The 24,464-nt window shown below is 33.6% G+C and carries 9 protein-coding genes, 1 rRNA gene and 11 pseudogenes; 17 read left to right on the top strand and 4 right to left on the bottom strand.

Translation table 11 applies throughout. The features are described from left to right. Window positions 1–140: 140 nt before the first annotated feature. The 4 genes and pseudogenes from CHV_RS02725 to CHV_RS02710 all read left to right on the top strand — a co-directional run. A pseudogene (locus tag CHV_RS02725) lies at window positions 141–539 on the top strand (IS982-like element ISCca1 family transposase); the annotation flags it as partial. A gap of 116 nt (window positions 540–655) precedes the next feature. Then, window positions 656–1,916: pseudogene (locus CHV_RS05275) on the top strand (IS5-like element ISCca5 family transposase); the annotation flags it as partial. An 87-nt stretch (window positions 1,917–2,003) separates the two neighbouring features. Further along, a pseudogene (locus CHV_RS02715) lies at window positions 2,004–2,780 on the top strand (IS256 family transposase); the annotation flags it as partial. 549 nt (window positions 2,781–3,329) lie between these two features. Then, window positions 3,330–3,641, top strand: a complete 312-nt coding sequence (locus CHV_RS02710; RefSeq protein WP_051602182.1) for a hypothetical protein — start codon at window positions 3,330–3,332, stop codon at window positions 3,639–3,641. Here the strand turns inward: CHV_RS02710 and CHV_RS02705 are convergent. Next, window positions 3,633–4,508, bottom strand: a complete 876-nt coding sequence (locus CHV_RS02705) for an IS982-like element ISCca4 family transposase (protein ID WP_034576962.1) — start codon at window positions 4,506–4,508, stop codon at window positions 3,633–3,635. The genes CHV_RS02710 and CHV_RS02705 overlap by 9 nt on opposite strands. A gap of 116 nt (window positions 4,509–4,624) precedes the next feature. Here CHV_RS02705 and ltrA point away from each other — a divergent pair. Together ltrA and CHV_RS02695 are read left to right on the top strand one after the other, a co-directional pair. After that, window positions 4,625–5,644, top strand: a pseudogene (gene ltrA / locus CHV_RS02700) (group II intron reverse transcriptase/maturase); the annotation flags it as partial. 132 nt (window positions 5,645–5,776) lie between these two features. Beyond that, window positions 5,777–6,205 (top strand): annotated as a pseudogene (locus CHV_RS02695) (transposase); the annotation flags it as partial. A 160-nt stretch (window positions 6,206–6,365) separates the two neighbouring features. Here CHV_RS02695 and CHV_RS02690 read toward each other — a convergent pair. Further along, entirely contained in the window at window positions 6,366–9,986 is a 3,621-nt protein-coding gene (locus CHV_RS02690; protein ID WP_223245671.1) for a sodium:solute symporter family transporter, read from the bottom strand. A gap of 50 nt (window positions 9,987–10,036) precedes the next feature. Next, window positions 10,037–10,913, bottom strand: a pseudogene (locus CHV_RS02685) (IS982-like element ISCca4 family transposase). Between the two features lie 323 nt (window positions 10,914–11,236). Between CHV_RS02685 and CHV_RS02680 the strand changes: the two are divergent. The 3 genes and pseudogenes from CHV_RS02680 to CHV_RS02670 all read left to right on the top strand — a co-directional run bounded on the left by CHV_RS02680 (window position 11,237) and on the right by CHV_RS02670 (window position 15,829). Beyond that, a pseudogene (locus CHV_RS02680) lies at window positions 11,237–12,113 on the top strand (IS982-like element ISCca1 family transposase). Between the two features lie 409 nt (window positions 12,114–12,522). Continuing rightward, window positions 12,523–13,928 (top strand): annotated as a pseudogene (locus CHV_RS05270) (IS5-like element ISCca5 family transposase). A 378-nt stretch (window positions 13,929–14,306) separates the two neighbouring features. Next, window positions 14,307–15,829 (top strand): 16S ribosomal RNA (locus CHV_RS02670). 444 nt (window positions 15,830–16,273) lie between these two features. Here CHV_RS02670 and CHV_RS02665 read toward each other — a convergent pair. After that, entirely contained in the window at window positions 16,274–17,149 is an 876-nt protein-coding gene (locus CHV_RS02665) for an IS982 family transposase (RefSeq protein WP_034576960.1), read from the bottom strand. Between the two features lie 195 nt (window positions 17,150–17,344). Here CHV_RS02665 and CHV_RS02660 point away from each other — a divergent pair. From CHV_RS02660 to CHV_RS05260, 8 genes and pseudogenes are all read left to right on the top strand, one after another. Further along, a pseudogene (locus CHV_RS02660) lies at window positions 17,345–18,222 on the top strand (IS982-like element ISCca4 family transposase). 406 nt (window positions 18,223–18,628) lie between these two features. Next, on the top strand, window positions 18,629–19,147 hold the full coding sequence (locus CHV_RS02655) for a hypothetical protein (RefSeq protein WP_130721327.1): 519 nt from the start codon (window positions 18,629–18,631) through the stop codon (window positions 19,145–19,147). Window positions 19,148–19,360: 213 nt separating this feature from the next. Then, entirely contained in the window at window positions 19,361–20,008 is a 648-nt protein-coding gene (locus CHV_RS02650) for an SPOR domain-containing protein (protein ID WP_034576954.1), read from the top strand. A 10-nt stretch (window positions 20,009–20,018) separates the two neighbouring features. After that, entirely contained in the window at window positions 20,019–20,672 is a 654-nt protein-coding gene (locus CHV_RS02645) for a MotA/TolQ/ExbB proton channel family protein (RefSeq protein WP_051602176.1), read from the top strand. Window positions 20,673–20,740: 68 nt separating this feature from the next. Continuing rightward, window positions 20,741–21,103 (top strand): ExbD/TolR family protein, encoded by a 363-nt coding sequence (locus tag CHV_RS02640; RefSeq protein WP_051602175.1) that lies wholly within the window; start codon window positions 20,741–20,743, stop codon window positions 21,101–21,103. After that, window positions 21,093–21,764, top strand: a complete 672-nt coding sequence (locus CHV_RS02635) for a hypothetical protein (protein ID WP_034576951.1) — start codon at window positions 21,093–21,095, stop codon at window positions 21,762–21,764. The genes CHV_RS02640 and CHV_RS02635 overlap by 11 nt, the downstream gene beginning before the upstream one ends. A 144-nt stretch (window positions 21,765–21,908) precedes the next feature. Further along, window positions 21,909–22,909 (top strand): annotated as a pseudogene (locus CHV_RS05265) (IS5-like element ISCca5 family transposase); the annotation flags it as partial. Window positions 22,910–23,026: 117 nt separating this feature from the next. Beyond that, window positions 23,027–24,439: pseudogene (locus tag CHV_RS05260) on the top strand (IS5 family transposase). Window positions 24,440–24,464 lie beyond the last annotated feature (25 nt).

Here is a 24,464-nt window from a genome sequence, read left to right as displayed (position 1 = left end):
TATCACTAACGTTTTAACCCGTTAACTTTGTTATTAACCTGAACTCTGGATTAGATTTTCATATTTGCGTATAAAGAAGCTTCTTTGAGTTTTAAATTTAGGTGATTGAAAATTACCTCTAAAAACTAAAGGAGCCGCTTATGAATGTAGACAAATTAGTAGAAATATATTATATGGTAGATGAGTTTTTAATAAAATTTATGCCTTATATGGAGAAAAAGCTGTTAACAGAGCCCACAAGAAAACCCACTAGAACTTGTTCTCTTAACTTAAGCGAAATAATGACTATACTAATTGCTTTTCATCTAATAGGTTTTAGAAATTTTAAGATGTATTATATTCATTTAGAGCAATTTCACTCAAGTGAGTTTAGAACATTAGTGAGCTATAATAGATTCATATCACTAGTAAAAAGAACATTAGTTCCTATGTATTTCTTTACGCATAGTCTTTCTAAGACAATAACAGGTTGTTATTTTATGGATTCAACAGCCATTAAAGTTTGTAAGGTACAAAGGGCTTGTTCTAACAAAGTATTTAGTCGGCCCTGAAATACCATATAATTATTTGTTAATCAGCAAATAAATGGTTAAATTTATATATGGTTAATAACCAGTTTTTAGGTTGTTTTGTATAAAAAGCTTGCAAAATAAGGATGAAATCTAAGAAAATAAATAATAGCCTTGAGCGTTTGTTTGAGCAACGCTTATCTAGTTTTCTCAACCCGAAACATCCATTATTCCAGTTATCTGATTCGATTCCTTTTCACTCCTTAGCATCAGATTTAGACCGCGGTTTTAGCTATGGACCTGGTCAACCTCCTTTGCCTATTCGTTTAATTATAGGTCTTCTCATTATCAGTCATATGTATAATATTTCTGATGAACAAGTAGTGGTTAGATGGGTAGAAAACCCTTATTGGCAATACTTTTGTGGATATGATTATTTTCAGTTTAAGATGCCTTGTAACCCCAGTTCATTGACCCGTTGGCGCCATAGATTAGGTCAAGAAGGTCTCAATAAGATTTTATCTATGACTATAGACTTAGCGCTAAAAAAAAAGTACTGACCCGAAAAGAACTTGAAAAAGTTATAGCTGATACTACTGTAATGGAGAAAAATATCCGTTACCCAACTGACTCTTCTTTGCTTAATAAATCCAGAGAAAAATTGGTCAGTATAGCCAAGAAAACAGGTATTAAACTGCGTCAAACTTATCAGCGTTTAGGTCTATCTATCAAACGTAAAGTTGATTGCTATGCTCATGCTAAACAGTATAAACGTTTATCTAAAGGCATTAAAACATTAAAAACCTATCTTGGTAGAGTAGTCAGAGATGTAGAACGTTCTATACAATCCTCTGATGATCTAATACGGAATCAATTTACCAATCTACTATCTATAAGTAAAAACTTATAAACCAATCAAAAAAAGTAAAGATAAAATTTATAGCATCCATGAACCATCCGTCTACTGTAGTAAGTAAAGGTAAGTCTAAACATCCTTATGAGTTTGGTTGCAAGGTACAATTTACAGTAACGCATAAAAAAGGTTTAATTGTTTCAACAGAAGCAATACATCCTAATGCTTACGATGGCCATACTTTGCAGAAGAGTTTATTACAAGCCGAGCAATTATCTGGTACCAAAGTAAAGTATGCTTTTGTAGATAAAGCCTACCGGGGTAATAATATACCTGTTAGTGAATGTAATATATTTATAAGTGGTTCTAAAAGGGGAATAACGCCTGCTCTAAAAAAAGCTATAAAAAGAAGATCTTCTATTGAACCGCATATTGGTCATATGAAATCCGATGGTAAATTATCTGTTAACTATTTGAAAGGTATTCTAGGAGATAAACTTAACGTTATTTTATGTGCTATTGCTCATAACCTACGACTGATTACAATAAAATTAGAGTTTGTAAATAAAATTGTGTAAATGCTTATTTATTATTAATTAATATACCGCGTTAAAACGGTATTAATAAATGAGTCATAAGCAATGGAAGCACAACAAATACATATAGATCCAAACCTACTAAATGAATTATCGAAGTCTATTAAGAGTGAAAAAGATTTAGCTGTTCTGAGTAAGCAACTATTAAAACTCACGGTAGAACGTGCTATGGATGCAGAACTAGAATCTCATCTTGGGTATGAAAATCATTCTGTAGAAGGCAGGAACACAGGAAATAGCCGTAACGGTTACTCTCCTAAGCGGTTAAAGGGTGATTTTGGCGAAATGGAAATTAATACGCCCCGTGACCGCAACAGCACATTTGATCCTCAAATTATTCTGAAAGGTCAAACTCGGTTGCTAGAATTTGATGAACAAATTCTGGCTCTTTATGCCAGAGGGATGACCACCCGAGATATTTCAGATACGTTCAAAGATCTATACGGTACAGAGGTATCACACAGCTTAATTTCTAAAGTAACTGAATCTGTTATTGAAGAGATTACTATTTGGCAGAATCGTCCATTAGAAAAAGTATATCCCATACTATATTTAGATTGTATTGTTATCAAGTGTCATGAAGATAAACGGGTAATCAATAAATCAATTTATTTGGCATTAGCCATTAATTGTCAAGGACAAAAGGAATTACTTGGCTTATGGATAGCAGAAACCGAAGGTGCAAAATTTTGGCTTTCAGTATTAACTGAATTAAATAATCGTGGTATTAAGGATATTTTTATTGCTTGTGTTGATGGATTAACAGGATTTCCAGATGCTATTAATACAGTATTTCCAAAAACGAAAATTCAGTTATGTATTCGCGTGCCAAGTATGGCACAGACAAAGGAGATGAAAGGTTCTCCTACCAATAAAACCTTTAAGTTGGATAGCCTGAGACAGATGCTAGCGGCGTAAGCTGCTGGTATGAAGCATGTCTGACAATGCATGACCAACACCCACTTTGGGTCAGCGGGCAAATCAATAGGTCGTAATGAAAATGAACGTAATTAGTAGCGTCGTAATTACATATCTAGCAGGTATTAGTGGGAGAGCTAGAAGAAAGAAGTGCTGATCGCCTCTGATGTACGGGTAAAGGCAGCAAGATTAGTGGAAATAAAGGTGATACCACTAGTCTACTTCTCCGCGTCAAAACGGCGACATATTGAGAATGTTTGTGCAGTAACTTGGGAGATCCTTAGGTGCACATGGATTGTAATATTTATAATGTACTGGTTATAAGGTAAAAAAATATGAAATACTAAGTACTGCATTTAAGGAAGTCGGAGGGGGCCATAATACTGATGATAGTAAGGACAACATAACCTTACAGGAAGGAAGGGCCCCTACTTTGATCAAAATTTATTAAGTATGGAGGAATTGGTGACTGCAGAGGATAAAACCTTTGCTCAAAGCGCCCTAGAAAAAGTTCGGGTACTACAAAATAAATTACATCAAGCAGCCAAGAAGGATCAAAAGAGAACATTTGGCATTCTATATGATAAGGTTTGTGAAATAGAAGTATTATGGGTTTCATGGCTTCGGGTACAAAAGAATAAAGGTGCTCCTGGGGTGGATGGCAGGACTATACTTGCAATCAAGGAATATGGTGTAATAAAATTCTTACAAGAGATTCAAAAAGAACTTCTTAGTAACGTGAGTTTCGGATTAGACTTATTGTAAACCAGTTGTATATATATTAGCTATAGCCGGTTTTTTCTCTTTTAGTGAATAAGCTGTAATACCAGCTATTAAATTGACAATAAAATTAGGTATACTTCTATGCCTGGAGTGTTCTATCTGACTAATATTTTTAAGCTGATCGATAATGGTTTCAATGATAGATCTCTTTCGAAGCATTAGCCTATCCCAGATAGGCATGAAAGCATTTTTCATATTTTTTCTGATTTGAGTAATCAGTTCTATGCCTTTTCCCATAAGTTTTTCAAATAATTCTTTACTCAAGTAGCCTTTATCAGCAAATACTTTTCCGATCAAATTTTTACATAAGTTTTCTACTGGCCATCTATCATTGGACTTACCTGTAGTAAGAGAAAAATTCATAATTTCTCCTAAATCATTGACAATCAAGTTTAATTTGATTCCGTAAAACCATCCAGTAGTAGTTTTACCTTTACTAGCAATTGTCTTAAATACTTTATGAGCATAAGCTCTCTTTATATTACAAACCTTTATAGCGGTTGAATCCATAAAATAACAGCCTGTTCTCGTTTTAGAAAGACTTTGAGAAAAAAAGTAAAATGGAACTACTGTTCTTTGAACTAGGGATATAAATCTACTATAGCTTACTAACTTGCAAAAGTCATTAGAATGAAATTGTTGTAAATGAATATAATACAACTTAAAATTTCTAAAGCCAATTACATGAAAAGCAATTAATATTGTCATTATTTCGCTCAAAGTCAGTGAACATGTTCTAGTAGGTTTTCTATCTGAAGTAGGTAACAAATGTGATTCCATATAAGGCATAAATTTTATAAGAAATTCATCAACAGCGTAATATATTTCAACTAATTTTGATACATTCATATCCGGCTCCTTTGGTTTTTATGATTATTTTTCAATCCCACAAATTTAAAACACAAAGGAGCTTTTTATACTCTTTTCTTAATTTCTAATCCAAAACTGACGTTAGTAAGCAATATAAACCTAGCTCAGTGAAACGAGTATATATCCGAAAAAGCAATGGTAAACTTAGACCACTTGGTATACCTATTGTAAAAGATAGAGTAATACAAGGAGCGGTCAATTTGATAATAGAACCAATATTCGAATCTAACTTTCTAGAAGGATCTTATGGATTTAGGCCAAAACGCAATTGTCAAGATGCTATAAAAGCAGTAAGGAAGTGGGTAACCTATGGATATAGGACAGTAATAGACGCTGATATATCGTCTTATTTTGACACTATCAATCACGAAATTCTATTGAAGTTAATACAACGCAGAATTAGAGATAAGTGGATTATAAGAATCATTAAAGGATGGCTCGTTCATTCTGTATTCAAGCAAGATAAAACTTCTTTATCTGATAAAGGTACCCCACAAGGATCAGTTATATCACCGCTACTTGCTAATATATACCTACATAGTCTAGATAAATACTGGCGTCAGCAACATAATGAATGGGATACTCAAATAGTGAGGTACTGTGATGATTTTATAATTCTGATCAGAGATAAAGACCCATTTCCGTATATGGAATCATTAAAGCAAATGCTAAGTAAATTACGATTAACTCTTTCAGAAGAAAAGACAGAAATTACGGAAGCTGAAAAAAGGTTTAATTTTTTAGGCGTAAGGATGGTATTGAACAAAAGCAGAAGGTCTTCTGATAAACAATTTTGTTACGGTTTTCCTACAAGAAAATCCATGTCAGCATTAAGAAATAAGATCAGAAAAGAAATTGGTAGAGACTATCAACCATCCCTGGCTCATAAAATCAACTACCTAAATCCAATATTGCGAGGATGGGCTAATTATTATAATTGGCTTAATAGCGCAATACAATTTAGAAAGATAGACCGATATGTTGTTAGAAAGCTAAATCTCTGGAACCGAGTCAAACATATGGCAAAGAAAAGAAAGTATGAATGGCTATCAACCAATGAGCTACATACCCAAGGACTATACAAAGTCAGTGGTCATCTTAGCTATAGTTGGTAAGGCTTCGCATGCTGCGTGTATGTTGACATTCGCGTTGATCATCGGAAAGCCGTATGAAGGAAAACTTCACGTACGGTTTGATGAGGAGGTAGGGGAAACCGGGAAACTAGGCGCCTCTTCCTTACTCTACTTATTCGTAATTCGTTACGCTATGTACCCTATAAGGACATGAAGTCCGTTGCATCGGATCTTAAAGTTATTTATCGCGCTATTTCTCTTGATCAAGCCGAAGAAGCACTTCTTATTTTTAGTGACAAATGGGATAAAAAATATCCAGCAATTAGTCGTGCATGGCATAAAAATTGGAGTAACATTATAACTATTTTTGACTATCCTGACGAAATACGAAAAATCATTTATACGACTAATGCCATAGAATCACTCAATAGTGTTATTAGAAAATCAATCAATAACCGTAAGATTTTTCCTAATGACCAATCTGCATTAAAAGTAGTATATTTAGCCATACAAAAGGCATCACAAAAGTGGACTATGGCTTTACATGATTGGAGAGCGGCTATGAATCGATTCGCTATAGAATTTGATGAACGATTCTACTAAAAACGGCACTTACACAAAATCATTTACAGGCTCAATGGCGCGGTAATCTTATCGCTCTGTCGCGTCTGTGGTTGATTCTTTAAGCCTTATTTTTTTGTATCTTTAAAGACATCAATAACAAGTTTTATACTTATTATGATAAAAAACGTCCTAAAATTAGCTACTTTTTAATAGATGCCACAGAAACTTTTTCTTTTCCCTTAAGGTTACATACCTCCAATGCTCGTTTAGAAGCTTCTTCTAACGCTTGTGCTATCTCAGATCCCAAATATCTATTGGCTATTTGAACATCTATGTCTAGCGTCTCTTGGACCATATGCTTGACCTCTGATAGATGAATGTAACCAGCTGCATGGCGCAGATCATAAAGACGTTCAGCTAGTTTGATAAATAGTACAGAAAGCTGTACGTGTTCTTCCTTAATGGCTTGTTCTAATCTATTCTGTACATAAAGTAAAGAAGGATGGTTTAACTCTTCCCGTTTATCTATTTTTATTATATTGGATACAAAGGCATAAACGCCTAAATTATAATGTTCCTTGACATAGGAAAGAGGTAAACAAGTACGACGAATCAATCCATAGAGCAAAGCAGCATAAACCACTTTAGGAGAGTGAAAAACCCAGTCCACCACTAATTTGGTAATTCCTACCGCACGTACATAAAACAATTTACCTGAAGCATGACGCTTAAATCTAAAGTGCTTTTTAAGTAAGAAAAGTATACCTGAAATAGTTTTTATATCAATAGGATTCGCTTCACAAGATGATTTACAGATATGGTCATGGGATTTCATTAATTCCATCATGGAGTCAGCTTCTTCTTTAGGTGTAATAAATCCTTCTGAGGTTAAGGAATCTAAAGGAAGGTCAATAGTCATTTTATTGATGATATCTGTAACGTCTAAAGGAAGTACCATCAGAATAACAGATTGATTTTGGCCAAAAGAAGCTTCTAAATAACCATAATGGGCACGCACCATACTAGATATTGTATCTAGCTCAAGATCTATAGATGATGGTGTACCTTTCTCTATTCGAGGATCTATAAAATCTACCTCATGATAGCATGATTTGACTTTTGGCAAAGACGCATCAGTACCACTAGACCGACTAACTATTAGCGCAATAGCTTGAAAATCGATAAACACAGGACAACTGTGGTCAATGGAATCTACTGCTTTAAATTGCAAAGAAGTAGGATGTAGTTCTATACGAACAATAGATGGATTAGGCCCCTTTATCCTACCAATCCGTAAAACAGCTTTAACCAATGAATAAACTACTTGATTGATATCGCACACAATATCGCTATATAGTTCTCCATTAGAAGGTCTGATTTTTTCTACTAGAATTTTAGGTGGATCATCCATTTCCTGGGATAAAGCAATTTCTACCTTACGAACCAGTTTATCTAAAGTAATTTTAGTAGGTTCCAGCAGCGCATGATCCTTAGCCTTTCCCCTTTTATTAAAATAGTCCACCCAATCATAGAACTTATTCATAATACTTTGTAAATCTTCCTTATAAATAGGCGTATGATTATCTAAAAAAGATATGGATTCTTCAACCTTACCGACTACTTGCGCTAAAATGGATCCATACTTTTTAGGAGAAGTAGAATTATGAGAGGGAACCAGAACTGCTTCATATAGAGAGGCTTTGAGTTGTTTAGATTCTCTATTTTTTTCTTTTCCTTTTAGATAAATATTTTGTGTAGTAAGACTATATACTTTTATTTTAAAGAATATAATCAAAGTAAATATCAATAACCCCATTAAAAATAGTGGATATAAGGAACACAATACTGGATACGATAATCCAATGTAAATTGGATAGATGACTAGTAATGAAGTAACTGTTATAACACCTATTCCCATATAAATAGGCAATACTGATAATATTATAGAAAGATGAGCCAAAGATAGAGATAGGATAAAGATTGGATTCACTGGATTAAACCAGTTCCAAAGTACATTGAAGGGTAGATAAAACCCTAAGACTATTAACCAAACTAGTCCAATAAGCCAATTTGGAATGGCTCTTATCTTTTTAGAAATATCATATAAAAATGGATAGCCTAAACAACATGCTGATCCAAATAGGTGAAATATAAGCCAATAATAATGATTTGTAAAAATCAATATAAAATGAGTCAGTAAGCTACTTATAAAAAAATAAAATCCCATACATACCATTGTAGTAGAACTAGGTACTAACTTAGAAAGAATAATTTTCTTATTTTGCCAAGCGTTTTTAATCGCTTCTTTTCGTTCTATGCTTCTTCTGGTGTTTTCTTGTTGGATTTGTTTAAAGGTAGTATCCGGTTTAACCCACCCTGCAGCTTCCGGCTGTCTCAACAGATAGTGTGCAACCAGCATAGCAAATCCATTTGCCAGCATAGCTATAAAAGAACCATCTATAGCTGTTTTTGGCTCAATCCATTTATCCCAAGCTAAAATAGTTAAGAGACCTGTCGTCATACCGATCAAAGCCGTACGAGAAGTACCTCTGAAACCAAAAATGCCCAATATAAAAGGAGCCGTTACGATAGGTACAGCGCAACCAAGCCCCAAATACATTAATTTTAACAGATCTTCACAATAGAAAGAGACTACCATAGCCAATAGCCCTAGCACTAGTGTGGTCCACCTAGGTATTTTAAGTTGAACTAGATCAGGAATAGCTTTTTGCTTTTGTAGGCTATTGACTATATCATGGCTAATCATAACAGAACAGGCATTTAAAAAAGAATCAGCTGTAGACATAGCCATCGCGAGTAAGCCAACAGCAAAAAATCCCCTAAAAAAAGTAGGAATATGGTCCACTACATATCCAAAAACCTCTGTTTTTAGTAAATTTGGTGCTCCTGCAAAAACAAATACACTAGTTAAAGAGATAAAAAACATTATAAACCAACTAAAAATAGTTGCATATGCAAAAGATTTTTGAGCCTGAACAGGGCTAGAGGACATGTAGACCCGTTGCATAATGGAAGGCTGAATATGGGATATTAAGGAACCTAAAATAAGTAGTAACATACTGACCAGCCGGGTATTAAATTGAAATAGATTGCTAAACTGAAACTTAGTGTGGCTTTGTAGCATAGGAACGATTTCAGAAACTGGTTTACCTACTTTTATAAATATAAACCAACAGAGCAAAGGAATAATAATAGAAAAGGTTATAAACTGTAATACATCTGTATAAGTAACCGCACGAACACCTCCATAGCTAGAATAGAAAATAAGAAGTAATGTAGAAAAGATCGTCATGGTAAAGGGGTCAATCGAATTGAGACATATCTTAAAAGCATTAGACATTACCTTGATTTGTACAGTAATAACAACAACGCATACACAGATACCAACCAGAGCAGCTATAATCCTTGGATACTTACCATATATACTACCTATTGTTTCTGCCATAGAGAGATGTTTCATGAATGGTCCCATACGTAATGCTAACCTACCGATGATCCAGAAACCAAAATAATCTAAAGACGTACCAAATATAATGTATAATCCAAGTTCATGGATGGATTCTATACTACGGATTATCGTCCCTCCGCCAAAAGTAGTAGCCAAGACAGTATACACCAAAGTGGCAGTAGAAAAGTTTTTACTACCTACCGCATATTCTCGGAAAGTAGTTTCCTTTTTACTAAAGTAAATACCTACTACTAGTGTTAAAAACAAGAAAGCCGCTACTATTACAATAGGCATATTCAATAACATCACAAATGAACCAATTAAAAAGATTGAGAAAATACCTAGAAGCATAGGATGCATAATAAAGATTTTATCCTAAAAACGTGAGTTTCGGATTAGACTTATTGTAAACCAGTTGTATATATATTATCTATAGCCGGTTTTTTCTCTTTTAGTGAATAAGCTGTAATACCAGCTATTAAATTGACAATAAAATTAGGTATACTTCTATGCCTGGAGTGTTCTATCTGACTAATATTTTTAAGCTGATCGATAATGGTTTCAATGATAGATCTCTTTCGAAGCATTAGCCTATCCCAGATAGGCATGAAAGCATTTTTCATATTTTTTCTGATTTGAGTAATCAGTTCTATGCCTTTTCCCATAAGTTTTTCAAATAATTCTTTACTCAAGTAGCCTTTATCAGCAAATACTTTTCCGATCAAATTTTTACATAAGTTTTCTACTGGCCATCTATCATTGGACTTACCTGTAGTAAGAGAAAAATTCATAATTTCTCCTAAATCATTGACAATCAAGTTTAATTTGATTCCGTAAAACCATCCAGTAGTAGTTTTACCTTTACTAGCAATTGTCTTAAATACTTTATGAGCATAAGCTCTTTTTATATTACAAACCTTTATAGCGGTTGAATCCATAAAATAACAGCCTGTTCTCGTTTTAGAAAGACTTTGAGAAAAAAAGTAAAATAGGAACTACTGTTCTTTGAACTAGGGATATAAATCTACTATAGCTTACTAACTTGCAAAAGTCATTAGAATGAAATTGTTGTAAATGAATATAATACAACTTAAAATTTCTAAAGCCAATTACATGAAAAGCAATTAATATTGTCATTATTTCGCTCAAAGTCAGTGAACATGTTCTAGTAGGTTTTCTATCTGAAGTAGGTAACAAATGTGATTCCATATAAGGCATAAATTTTATAAGAAATTCATCAACAGCGTAATATATTTCAACTAATTTTGATACATTCATATCCGGCTCCTTTGGTTTTTATGATTATTTTTCAATCCCACAAATTTAAAACACAAAGGAGCTTTTTATACTCTTTTCTTAATTTCTAATCCAAAACTGACGTTAAAAATCAAAAAAGGAGGGGGTATTGATAAATGATTCTGTCCTATTTGGAATAGAAAATTTTAGCAGTTTTTTATAAAAAATTGAGTCTTTCTTTTTAAGTGTCGTACGTTTGTAACCTGAACTCTGGATTAGATTTTCATATTTGCGTATAAAGAAGCTTCTTTGAGTTTTAAATTTAGGTGATTGAAAATTACCTCTAAAAACTAAAGGAGCCGCTTATGAATGTAGACAAATTAGTAGAAATATATTATATGGTAGATGTAGTTTTTAATAAAATTTATGCCTTATATGGAGAAAAAGCTGTTAACAGAGCCCACAAGAAAACCCACTAGAACTTGTTCTCTTAACTTAAGCGAAATAATGACTATACTAATTGCTTTTCATCTAATAGGTTTTAGAAATTTTAAGATGTATTATATTCATTTAGAGCAATTTCACTCAAGTGAGTTTAGAACATTAGTGAGCTATAATAGATTCATATCACTAGTAAAAAGAACGTTAGTTCCTATGTATTTCTTTACGCATAGTCTTTCTAAGACAAGAACAGGTTGTTATTTTATAGATTCAACAGCCATTAAAGTTTGTAAGGTACAAAGGGCTTGTTCTAACAAAGTATTTAAATCAATAGCTATTAAAGGTAAAACAACGACTGGCTGGTTTTTTGGGTTCAAGTTACATTTGATTGTAAATGATTTAGGTGAAATTATGAATTTTACACTTACCCCAGGTAGGGTCAAGGATAGATTCCCTGCAAAAAGTTTATGCAAAAATTTAATCGGTAAAGTATTCTCGGATAAAGGCTATATCAGCAAAGAATTATTTGAAAAACTTATGGAAAAAGGAATAGAGCTCATTACCCATATCAAGAAAAATATGAAAAATGCTTTTATGCCATTATGGGATAAATTAATGCTTCGAAAGAGATCCATCATTGAAACCATCATCGATCAGCTTAAAAATATTAGCCAAATAGAACACTCTAGACACAGAAGCATACCTAATTTTATTGTCAATTTAATAGCTGGTATTACTGCTTATGGGCTAAAAGAGAAAAAACCGGCTATAGATAATATATATACAACTGGTTTACAATAATTCTAATCCAGAGTTTAGGTTACTAATAAATCTATCGCTTTGCTTATACCATCTTGAGAACTTACTTTCTTTTTCATACTTTTAAAGAATAAAAATTAATGTATTTAATACAAAATTTACAAATCTTAAAAAATATTTACACACTTCAAAAGAAAGACTCTTAATAGCTAAAATCACCGCTTCTATAATTTACATTTGAATAATTAAGTAGTGCCTACGCACGCTATATTTTCTAATTATTTTCTAATTATTTTCTAATTATTTTCTAATTATTTTCTAATTATTTTCTAATTAGTCGGCCCTGAAATACCATATAATTATTTGTTAATCAGCAAATAAATGGTTTAATTTATATATGGTTAATAACCAGTTTTTAGGTTGTTTTGTATAAAAAGCTTGCAAAATAAGGATGAAATCTAAGAAAATAAATAATAGCCTTGAGCGTTTGTTTGAGCAACGCTTATCTAGTTTTCTCAACCCGAAACATCCATTATTCCAGTTATCTGATTCGATTCCTTTTCACTCCTTAGCATCAGATTTAGACCGCGGTTTTAGCTATGGACCTGGTCAACCTCCTTTGCCTATTCGTTTAATTATAGGTCTTCTCATTATCAGTCATATGTATAATATTTCTGATGAACAAGTAGTGGTTAGATGGGTAGAAAACCCTTATTGGCAATACTTTTGTGGATATGATTATTTTCAGTTTAAGATGCCTTGTAACCCCAGTTCATTGACCCGTTGGCGCCATAGATTAGGTCAAGAAGGTCTCAATAAGATTTTATCTATGACTATAGACTTAGCGCTAAAAAAAAAGTACTGACCCGAAAAGAACTTGAAAAAGTTTATAGCTGATACTACTGTAATGGAGAAAAATATCCGTTACCCAACTGACTCTTCTTTGCTTAATAAATCCAGAGAAAAATTGGTCAGTATAGCCAAGAAAACAGGTATTAAACTGCGTCAAACTTATCAGCGTTTAGGTCTATCTATCAAACGTAAAGTTGATTGCTATGCTCATGCTAAACAGTATAAACGTTTATCTAAAGGCATTAAAACATTAAAAACCTATCTTGGTAGAGTAGTCAGAGATGTAGAACGTTCTATACAATCCTCTGATGATCTAATACGGAATCAATTTACCAATCTACTATCTATAAGTAAAAAACTTATAAACCAATACAAAAAAAGTAAAGATAAAATTTATAGCATCCATGAACCATCCGTCTACTGTGTAAGTAAAGGTAAGTCTAAACATCCTTATGAGTTTGGTTGCAAGGTACAATTTACAGTAACGCATAAAAAAGGTTTAATTGTTTCAACAGAAGCAATACATCCTAATGCTTACGATGGCCATACTTTGCAGAAGAGTTTATTACAAGCCGAGCAATTATCTGGTACCAAAGTAAAGTATGCTTTTGTAGATAAAGCCTACCGGGGTAATAATATACCTGTTAGTGAATGTAATATATTTATAAGTGGTTCTAAAAGGGGAATAACGCCTGCTCTAAAAAAAGCTATAAAAAGAAGATCTTCTATTGAACCGCATATTGGTCATATGAAATCCGATGGTAAATTATCTGTTAACTATTTGAAAGGTATTCTAGGAGATAAACTTAACGTTATTTTATGTGCTATTGCTCATAACCTACGACTGATTACAAGAAAGTTATTCTTAACACACTCACAATCACATAAATTAAAACCTATATAATTAAAATTCTTAATCCAAAACCAGTTATACCTATATCTTGGGTAGGAAAAATAGAGCGCCTGCTAAACCATAAATATTGTAAAAAAAGATCCATTCAATAAATTTATTCAAAAATAATATTTCAGGGCCGACTAATTATTTTCTAATTATTTTCTAATTATTTTCTAATTATTTTCTAATTATTTTCTAATCCAATTGATTATTAAGTGTTTTATAAAATAACTAAAAATTTTCTGCTTTATTTTTGAAAAGTTTATTGGAAATTATAAAAAAGTACGTACCTTTGTTTCAGAGCTGGTCAAAGTAGCACAGCAACTTTAACAAAAAAATAGGTAGTTTAATTTTGGCTTAGCTTTAGTTCTTTGAAATAAATGTAGGTAAGAAGCTCATTATAAACATGGGTGAGAGGAAATTATGTAACTCAAAAAATCATTCTTAGTAATTGTATCAATTATTTAAGAATACCGTTAATAAATAATAGAAAGAAGAGTTTGATCCTGGCTCAGGATGAACGCTAGCGGCAGGCCTCATACATGCAAGTCGAGGGGCAGCGAAACACTTCGGTGTTGTCGGCGACCGGCGAACGGGTGCGTAATGCGCATGCAATCTACTTTACACTGGGGAATAGCCTCCGGAAACGGGAATTAATACCTCATGTAATCTTATTAACGCATGTTAAAAAGATAAAAGCTCCGGCGGTGTAAAATGAGCGTGCGTCCTATTAGCTAGTTGGTGAGGCAATGGCTCACCAAGGCTACGATGGGTAGGGGTTCTTAGTGGAAGATCCCCCACACTGGCACTGAGATACGGGCCAGACTCCTACGGGAGGCAGCAGTAGGGAATATTGGTCAATGGGCGAAAGCCTGAACCAGCCATGCCGCGTGCAGGATGACAGCTCTCTGAGTTGTAAACTGCTTTTGTACAGGAGCAAAACAATCCCTGCGGGGGTTCTTGAGAGTACTGTAAGAATAAGCACCGGCTAATTCCGTGCCAGCAGCCGCGGTAATACGGAAGGTGCAAGCGTTATCCGGTTTTATTGGGTTTAAAGGGTGCGTAGGCGGCTTATTAAGTCAGTTGTGAAATCCTAGTGCTTAACGCTAGAACTGCAATTGATACTATTAGGCTTGAGTTAAGAATAGGTAAGTAGAATTTATGGTGTAGTAGTGAAATGCTTAGATATCATAAGGAATACCAATAGCGTAGGCAGCTTACTGGTCTTTAACTGACGCTGAGGCACGAAAGCGTGGGGAGCAAACAGGATTAGATACCCTGGTAGTCCACGCCGTAAACGATGATCACTCGGTATACATAAATTTATGTGTGTCTAAGCGAAAGCGTTAAGTGATCCACCTGGGGAGTATACTCGCAAGGGTGAAACTCAAAGGAATTGACGGGGGTCCGCACAAGCGGTGGAGTATGTGGTTTAATTCGATAATACGCGAGGAACCTTACCTGGGCTAGAATGTATTTTGCTACTTTGAGAAATTAAAGGTTCCTTCGGGACAAAATACAAGGTGCTGCATGGCTGTCGTCAGCTCGTGCCGTGAGGTGTTGGGTTAAGTCCTATAACGAGCGAAACCCTTTTACTTAATTGCCAGCACGTAATGGTGGGAACTTTAAGTAGACTGCCCGTGTAAGCGGGAGGAAGGAGAGGATGAGGTCAAGTCATCATGGCCTTTATGCCCAGGGCTACACACGTACTACAATGGCATGTACAAAAGGAAGCTACTTGGTAACAAGATGCAAATCTCAAAAGCATGTCTCAGTTCGGATTGAGGTCTGCAATTCGACCTCATGAAGTTGGAATCGCTAGTAATCGCGTATCAGCAATGACGCGGTGAATACGTTCTCGGACCTTGTACACACCGCCCATCAAGCCATGGGAGTTGGTAGAGCTTGAAGATAGTGGCCGTAAAAGGAGCTATTTAGTGTTAGACCAGCGACTAGGGCTAAGTTGTAACAAGGTAGCCGTACCGGAAGGTGTGGCTGGAATATCTCTTTTATAGAGTATAATACAGTTCCTCTCTTCTTACCACATTTATTTTAAATAGCAACTTTTCTCCTCTGTTTAGAAGTTTATTGGTTTTTTATATACTTCATTTATTCAAGCTATTATTAAATTAGGTCCCTAAAATTCAACTAAATTATTACCTTTTATATCTTATTTACCATACTTATTCCTTCTTTTATCCTTGTTTTAAGGAGCATTATATTAACCTTTTCGTTTAAAATCTAAAAATTTTTTTCTTGAGAAGAATAAATAAAGTCTATTTATATTGTACATAATTTATAAACTATATGTGATTATCCCTTAATATCTTTTAAGCTGTATAAAGAAGTAAATTTAATAAAATTATGCCAAAAGTCCGCTCTTGCCAACTTGGGTTACTTAGTATACACTATATGCAAGCTTAGATATACTATCAACCTGAACTCTGGATTAGAATTATTGTAAACCAGTTGTATATATATTAGCTATAGCCGGTTTTTTCTCTTTTAGCCCATAAGCAGTAATACCAGCTATTAAATTGACAATAAAATTAGGTATGCTTCTGTGTCTAGAGTGTTCTATTTGGCTAATATTTTTAAGCTGATCGATGATGGTTTCAATGATGGATCTCTTTCGAAGCATTAATTTATCCCATAATGTCATAAAAGCATTTTTCATATTTTTCTTGATATGGGTAATGAGCTCTACTCCTTTTTCCATAAGTTTTTCAAATAATTCTTTACTCAAGTAGCCTTTATCAGCAAATACTTTTCCGATCAAATTTTTACATAAGTTTTCTACTGGCCATCTATCATTGGACTTACCTGTAGTAAGAGAAAAATTCATAATTTCTCCTAAATCATTTACAATCAAATGTAACTTGAACCCAAAAAACCAGCCAGTCGTTGTTTTACCTTTAGTAGCTATTGATTTAAATACTTTGTTAGAACAAGCCCTTTGTACCTTACAAACTTTAATGGCTGTTGAATCCATAAAATAACAACCTGTTATTGTCTTAGAAAGACTATGCGTAAAGAAATACATAGGAACTAACGTTCTTTTTACTAGTGATATGAATCTATTATAGCTCACTAATGTTCTAAACTCACTTGAGTGAAATTGCTCTAAATGAAGATAATACAACTTAAAATTTCTAAAACCTATTAGATGAAAAGCAATTAGTATAGTCATTATTTCGCTTAAGTTAAGAGAACAAGTTCTAGTGGGTTTTCTTGTGGGCTCTGTTAACAGCTTTTTCTCCATATAAGGCATAAATTTTATTAAAAACTCATCTACCATATAATATATTTCTACTAATTTGTCTACATTCATAAGCGGCTCCTTTAGTTTTTAGAGGTAATTTTCAATCACCTAAATTTAAAACTCAAAGAAGCTTCTTTATACGCAAATATGAAAATCTAATCACGTCAGTTTTGGATTAGAAATTAAGAAAAGTGTATAAAAAGCTCCTTTGTGTTTTAAATTTGTGGGATTGAAAAATAATCATAAAAACCAAAGGAGCCGGATATGAATGTATCAAAATTAAGTTTGAAATATATTACGCTGTTGATGAATTTCTTATAAAATTTATGCCTTATATGGAATCACATTTGTTACCTACTTCAGATAGAAAACCTACTAGAACATGTTCACTGACTTTGAGCGAAATAATGACAATGTTAATTGCTTTTCATGTAATTGGCTTTAGAAATTTTAAGTTGTATTATATTCATTTACAACAATTTCATTCTAATGACTTTTGCAAGTTAGTAAGCTATAGTAGATTTATATCCCTAGTTCAAAGAACAGTAGTTCCATTTTACTTTTTTTCTCAAAGTCTTTCTAAAACGAGAACAGGCTGTTATTTTATGGATTCAACCGCTATAAAGGTTTGTAATATAAAAAGAGCTTATGCTCATAAAGTATTTAAGACAATTGCTAGTAAAGGTAAAACTACTACTGGATGGTTTTACGGAATCAAATTAAACTTGATTGTCAATGATTTAGGAGAAATTATGAATTTTTCTCTTACTACAGGTAAGTCCAATGATAGATGGCCAGTAGAAAACTTATGTAAAAATTTGATCGGAAAAGTATTTGCTGATAAAGGCTACTTGAGTAAAGAATTATTTGAAAAACTTATGGGAAAAGGCATAGAACTGATTACTCAAATCAGAAAAAATATGAAAAATGCTTTCATGCCTATCTGGGATAGGCTAATGCTTCGAAAGAGATCTATCATTGAAACCATTATCGATCAGCTTAAAAATATTAGTCAGATAGAACACTCCAGGCATAGAAGTATACCTAATTTTATTGTCAATTTAATAGCTGGTATTACAGCTTATTCACTAAAAGAGAAAAAACCGGCTATAGATAATATATATACAACTGGTTTACAATAAGTCTAATCCGAAACTGACGTTAATCCAGAGTTCAGGTTATCAATATCTATATTAGGATGAGTTCCCCTCTCCGGTCCATATTGATTGATCCTATATCTAGGTAAAAATGGCCAATGAAATTATACTCTTCAAACTAAACCACAAGGCTAAAAGACAGAATAAACGGATATGATCGCTTATTTGCCCCAAATAATTGCTATATTCGTACATGACTTGTTGCTTCCACATTTTATCTACTGTACAAGAAAAAATGGTTTAATGATTATAATAGACCACTAAAAATTTTAGAAAAAACGTAAAGCTATTGATTAAAAAGCGTTACTACCTATGCAGCTATTTTTAATCGCCTATAATTTACGTCTATCAAAGTTTAAAGAAATGCCACAAGATGAAAAGCAAGGTTCTTATGCTCACTACGGCTGGGCCTCGTAATGCCTTTCCAGAAAATTTTAGTTGTTGGTGTGCAGGTGCATTAGAAGCAAAAGGCTGTGGTACAACATTAGAAGTAATAAACTTGAGAAAAATCATAACGGGCTCATCTAATGAACCTTTAGAGATTGAAGAAGAAAAGTTAACGGTATTGCAAAATAACTTATCTCTTACAGATAAGATAGTGCTTGTCCTTCCTGAGTACAATAATATGCTACCAGTTGGTTTGGATAATTTTATAACATTGGTTTCTGAGAGCAAACATAAATTATGCAAATTCATCTCTATTGTTATGGATCTCCCTGCCAATCACGATAATGATCGACAAGGTTGTTCTTTGTTCCGTTATCCAATCTGTAAATTGGATATGTTTTTGGGAACAACCTTTAGTGCCAGTCGTACACAAATTAAAAATAGCCCAACTGGCAATATGTGCCCACTATTTGCAGAATCTTATGGTGCGCTTTGTGAGCTGATACAACAAATTCTATCATAAAAACTATGATTTTTTAAAGTATATTAAACCTTGCTTATATTTTCATAACGTTTGATTTGATCAGAGTAGCATCCTTTAGTTCATGTTATGGCCTGGATCGGCACATTTTTCTATAAATTTATTATATTACTATCGTTAACTAGCTGTTTTATCTGTAGTTTAGTTTGTAAATAGCATTTATGTAGCTCTACTTAAAAATTTTTTAGTATCTCTATGGACACTATCGATCATAAATTTGGATTGCCCCAACCAGACTTTCAAGCATTGCCTAAGAAAAAAGTTATATGGCCAATATTGGTTACTGTAGCTGTAATAGTGATGGTTATTATGGCCAAAATGGGTTATAATAGCTACATAAAGATGCTAGGTCAGAAAAATACTATACCTGCTCTTGACACAACAAGTAATAGTGCTGATGCTCCTCCCCAATTGGCCCATTCAAGCCAAATGGATAGCAATGTTCATCAGGGGGTTAACGCATCTGTTGGAGATCAGTCAGCCTTTGAAGATAAAAAAAGTACTAAAATAAAAGAGAGCATTAGTGCTACGCAAGAACAGCTGGCCATAAAACAAAACAAGCCACTAGTAAAGCCAGGTACTTATCAGGTATTAAGTGAGCCACAAGGTATATACCACCTAGTGGTAGTCAGTTATTTAGATAAGCGATCTGCTATGAAAGTGGTTCAACAGTTTATGAAAAAAAAACAGGGGGTCTGCCTTATTTTACCTAGAATAAATAAAAACAAAACAGAAATGTACTATCGTGTAACGATAGGCCATAGTAAAACTGAATCAGAAGCAAAGGAAAAGCTTAAACAGTTTAAGTCAAGATATCCCCAAATTTTTGTTTTAAAATACTAGTGCCTTATCATTGGGTTTGGTTTTAGATCCATCCATTATTTATAATTTTATGACTACACATACCCTATTAGGATTGCTATTAAAAGGTGGTTGGTTAATGTTACCACTTATATGCCTATCTATAACAGCTGTTTATATAATAGTAGAACGTTTATTGATCTATCGAAAGTACTTAAACTTTTCCAGCAGTTTTTTGGCGTTGATAGAAGAAGCATTAAATAATGGAGATTTTTCAAAGGTCAAGCATATCTGTACCGATCAAGATAACATTATACAAAAAGTAATCAGCAAAGGGATAGCGGAACGGCAAACTTCAAATGTCCCATTGATTTTAGAAAGTGTATCTAGTAAGATAATAGCTTATTTAGAAGGGAGACTTTCTTTACTAGCAACCATTTCTGGAGTTGCACCTATGATTGGTTTCTTGGGTACAGTAACAGGTATGATTCAAACATTTATGGCAATTTCCCAACAAAATCATCATATAGCTTCTCATCTTTTTTCAAGTGGCATCTATGAAGCCATGGTGACAACCGTAGCGGGATTAATCGTTGGCATTATAGCCTATTTAGGTTATAATTACTGTATTGCTCGAGTTAATAAAGCTGTGGCAACATTAAGTTATGTAGTCAATCTTTTCTTAGCTAGGGTGAAATCCCTATAGTAAAATGGTATAAAATAGATTAAAAAATGAAAATCAGTACAAGAAATAAGATAGACACCTCTTTTAGCATGGCATCTATGACTGATATTGTATTTTTATTATTGATTTTTTTACTGATCACAGCTAGTTATGGTCCTCAAGTGCTTCCAGTTGACTTACCACAAAGCACAAATGAAAAAAGGGAATCGCTCCATGTAAATGTAACGGTTACTGCCCAATTGACCTATTATGTGGACGGCAAACGGGTTGCTTTCAACCGATTGCACAATGTGTTAGAGGATCTACTAGCAAAAAGATCTAGTAAGGTAGTTGTATTATATATGGATAAGAGACTTTCTATAGCGCATATGGTTAAAATAGCTGATGTAGTGAATAGACTAGGTGCTACAGTTTCCATAGCAACAGAATTTGAAAAAAATCATGAAAGGTAGCTGGTTATTTTCTTCACATGGGCAAGCAACAGCCCTATCAGCTGCATTGCATCTATTCCTTTTAGGGTTCGCTCATTTGATACGTTATTCCCCAGCCTTAAGCTATTCTAATCAACAAACTTATAAAATTGCTTTACAATCAAGATACACAGTAGCCAAAGATAATTCTCTTGAACATCGTAACCCTCAACCATCCATGAAAGCCATTGATGTACCTGTTCCTAAAACCAATAAAACGTCTATAAATCAGGTAAAAAATAAAAATCTTCGGCTAAAACAAGCGTCTCAAAAGCAGCCAAATGGTGCAAAAGTGGTACAAAAAACCATACCCGCTCATAAAATGCCTCAAATAGATAAACGGGGATTATACCATACAGGAAACCATATCCAAACAGGTGCTGTGCTTGAACTAAAAGGTTGGGAGTGGGATGTGGTTCCTAATCCAAGAGATAGGACGGAAGAATGTGGTAAAATAGTCTTTGAAATTAAAGTAGATCGAAATGGTGAGATCATCTCTATTCAAACAATTGAGAAAACCGTTACACCTATGGTAGAAAAGATTTACGCAGATGCGTTGCTTGGCCTTACTTTTAGGAAAACAGCTGAAACAGCATCTCCTATTTCTACAGGTAAGGTTACTTTTATACTAGTAGCAAGGTAGCAGTCCCAACAAACTGTTTAGTCTATTTAGTCGGCCCTGAAATACCATATAATTATTTGTTAATCAGCAAATAAATGGTTAAATTTATATATGGTTAATAACCAGTTTTTAGGTTGTTTTGTATAAAAAGCTTGCAAAATAAGGATGAAATCTAAGAAAATAAATAATAGCCTTGAGCGTTTGTTTGAGCAACGCTTATCTAGTTTTCTCAACCCGAAACATCCATTATTCCAGTTATCTGATTCGATTCCTTTTCACTCCTTATCATCAGATTTAGACCGCGGTTTTAGCTATGGACCTGGTCAACCTCCTTTGCCTATTCGTTTAATTATAGGTCTTCTCATTATCAGTCATATGTATAATATTTCTGATGAACAAGTAGTGGTTAGATGGGTAGAAAACCCTTATTGGCAATACTTTTGTGGATATGATTATTTTCAGTTTAAGATGCCTTGTAACCCCAGTTCATTGACCCGTTGGCGCCATAGATTAGGTCAAGAAGGTCTCAATAAGATTTTATCTATGACTATAGACTTAGCGCTAAAAAAAAAGTAGTGACCCGAAAAGAACTTGAAAAAGTTATAGCTGATACTACTGTAATGGAGAAAAATATCTGTTACCCAACTGACTCTTCTTTGCTTAATAAATCCAGAGAAAAATTGGTCAGTATAGCCAAGAAAACAGGTATTAAACTGCGTCAAACTTATCAGCGTTTAGGTCTATCTATCAAACGTAAAGTTGATTGCTATGCTCATGCTAAACAGTATAAACGTTTATCTAAAGGCATTAAAACATTAAAAACCTATCTTGGTAGAGTAGTCAGAGATGTAGAACGTTCTATACAATCCTCTGATGATCTAATACGGAATCAATTTACCAATCTACTATCTATAAGTAAAAAACTTATAAACCAATACAAAAAAAGTAAAGATAAAATTTATAGCATCCATGAACCATCCGTCTACTGTGTAAGTAAAGGTAAGTCTAAACATCCTTATGAGTTTGGTTGCAAGGTACAATTTACAGTAACGCATAAAAAAGGTTTAATTGTTTCAACAGAAGCAATACATCCTAATGCTTACGATGGCCATACTTTGCAGAAGAGTTTATTACAAGCCGAGCAATTATCTGGTACCAAAGTAAAGTAGTCGGCCCTGAAATACCATATAATTATTTGTTAATCAGCAAATAAATGGTTAAATTTATATATGGTTAATAACCAGTTTTTAGGTTGTTTTGTATAAAAAGCTTGCAAAATAAGGATGAAATCTAAGAAAATAAATAATAGCCTTGAGCGTTTGTTTGAGCAACGCTTATCTAGTTTTCTCAACCCGAAACATCCATTATTCCAGTTATCTGATTCGATTCCTTTTCACTCCTTATCATCAGATTTAGACCGCGGTTTTAGCTATGGACCTGGTCAACCTCCTTTGCCTATTCGTTTAATTATAGGTCTTCTCATTATCAGTCATATGTATAATATTTCTGATGAACAAGTAGTGGTTAGATGGGTAGAAAACCCTTATTGGCAATACTTTTGTGGATATGATTATTTTCAGTTTAAGATGCCTTGTAACCCCAGTTCATTGACCCGTTGGCGCCATAGATTAGGTCAAGAAGGTCTCAATAAGATTTTATCTATGACTATAGACTTAGCGCTAAAAAAAAAGTACTGACCCGAAAAGAACTTGAAAAAGTTATAGCTGATACTACTGTAATGGAGAAAAATATCCGTTACCCAACTGACTCTTCTTTGCTTAATAAATCCAGAGAAAAATTGGTCAGTATAGCCAAGAAAACAGGTATTAAACTGCGTCAAACTTATCAGCGTTTAGGTCTATCTATCAAACGTAAAGTTGATTGCTATGCTCATGCTAAACAGTATAAACGTTTATCTAAAGGCATTAAAACATTAAAAACCTATCTTGGTAGAGTAGTCAGAGATGTAGAACGTTCTATACAATCCTCTGATGATCTAATACGGAATCAATTTACCAATCTACTATCTATAAGTAAAAAACTTATAAACCAATACAAAAAAAGTAAAGATAAAATTTATAGCATCCATGAACCATCCGTCTACTGTGTAAGTAAAGGTAAGTCTAAACATCCTTATGAGTTTGGTTGCAAGGTACAATTTACAGTAACGCATAAAAAAGGTTTAATTGTTTCAACAGAAGCAATACATCCTAATGCTTACGATGGCCATACTTTGCAGAAGTAGTTTATTACAAGCCGAGCAATTATCTGGTAACCAAAGTAAAGTATGTCTTTTGTAGATAAAGCCGTACCGGGGTAATAATATACCTGTTAGTGAATGTAATATATTTATAAGTGGTTACGTAAAAGGGGAATAACGCCTGCTACTAAAAAAAGCTAATAAAAAGAAGATCTTCTATTGAACCGCATATTGGTCATATGAAATCCGATGGTAAATTATCTGTTAACTATTTGAAAGGTATTCTAGGAGATAAACTTAACGTTATTTTATGTGCTATTGCTCATAACCTACGACTGATTACAAGAAAGTTATTCTTAACACACTCACAATCACATAAATTAAAACCTATATAATTAAAATTCTTAATCCAAAACCAGTTATACCTATATCTTGGGTAGGAAAAATAGAGCGCCTGCTAAACCATAAATATTGTAAAAAAAGATCCATTCAATAAATTTATTCAAAAATAATATTTCAGG

Source organism: Cardinium endosymbiont cBtQ1 of Bemisia tabaci (genome assembly GCF_000689375.1).
Classification (GTDB): domain Bacteria; phylum Bacteroidota; class Bacteroidia; order Cytophagales; family Amoebophilaceae; genus Cardinium.
This window is presented reverse-complemented; position numbering and strand designations above follow the sequence as displayed.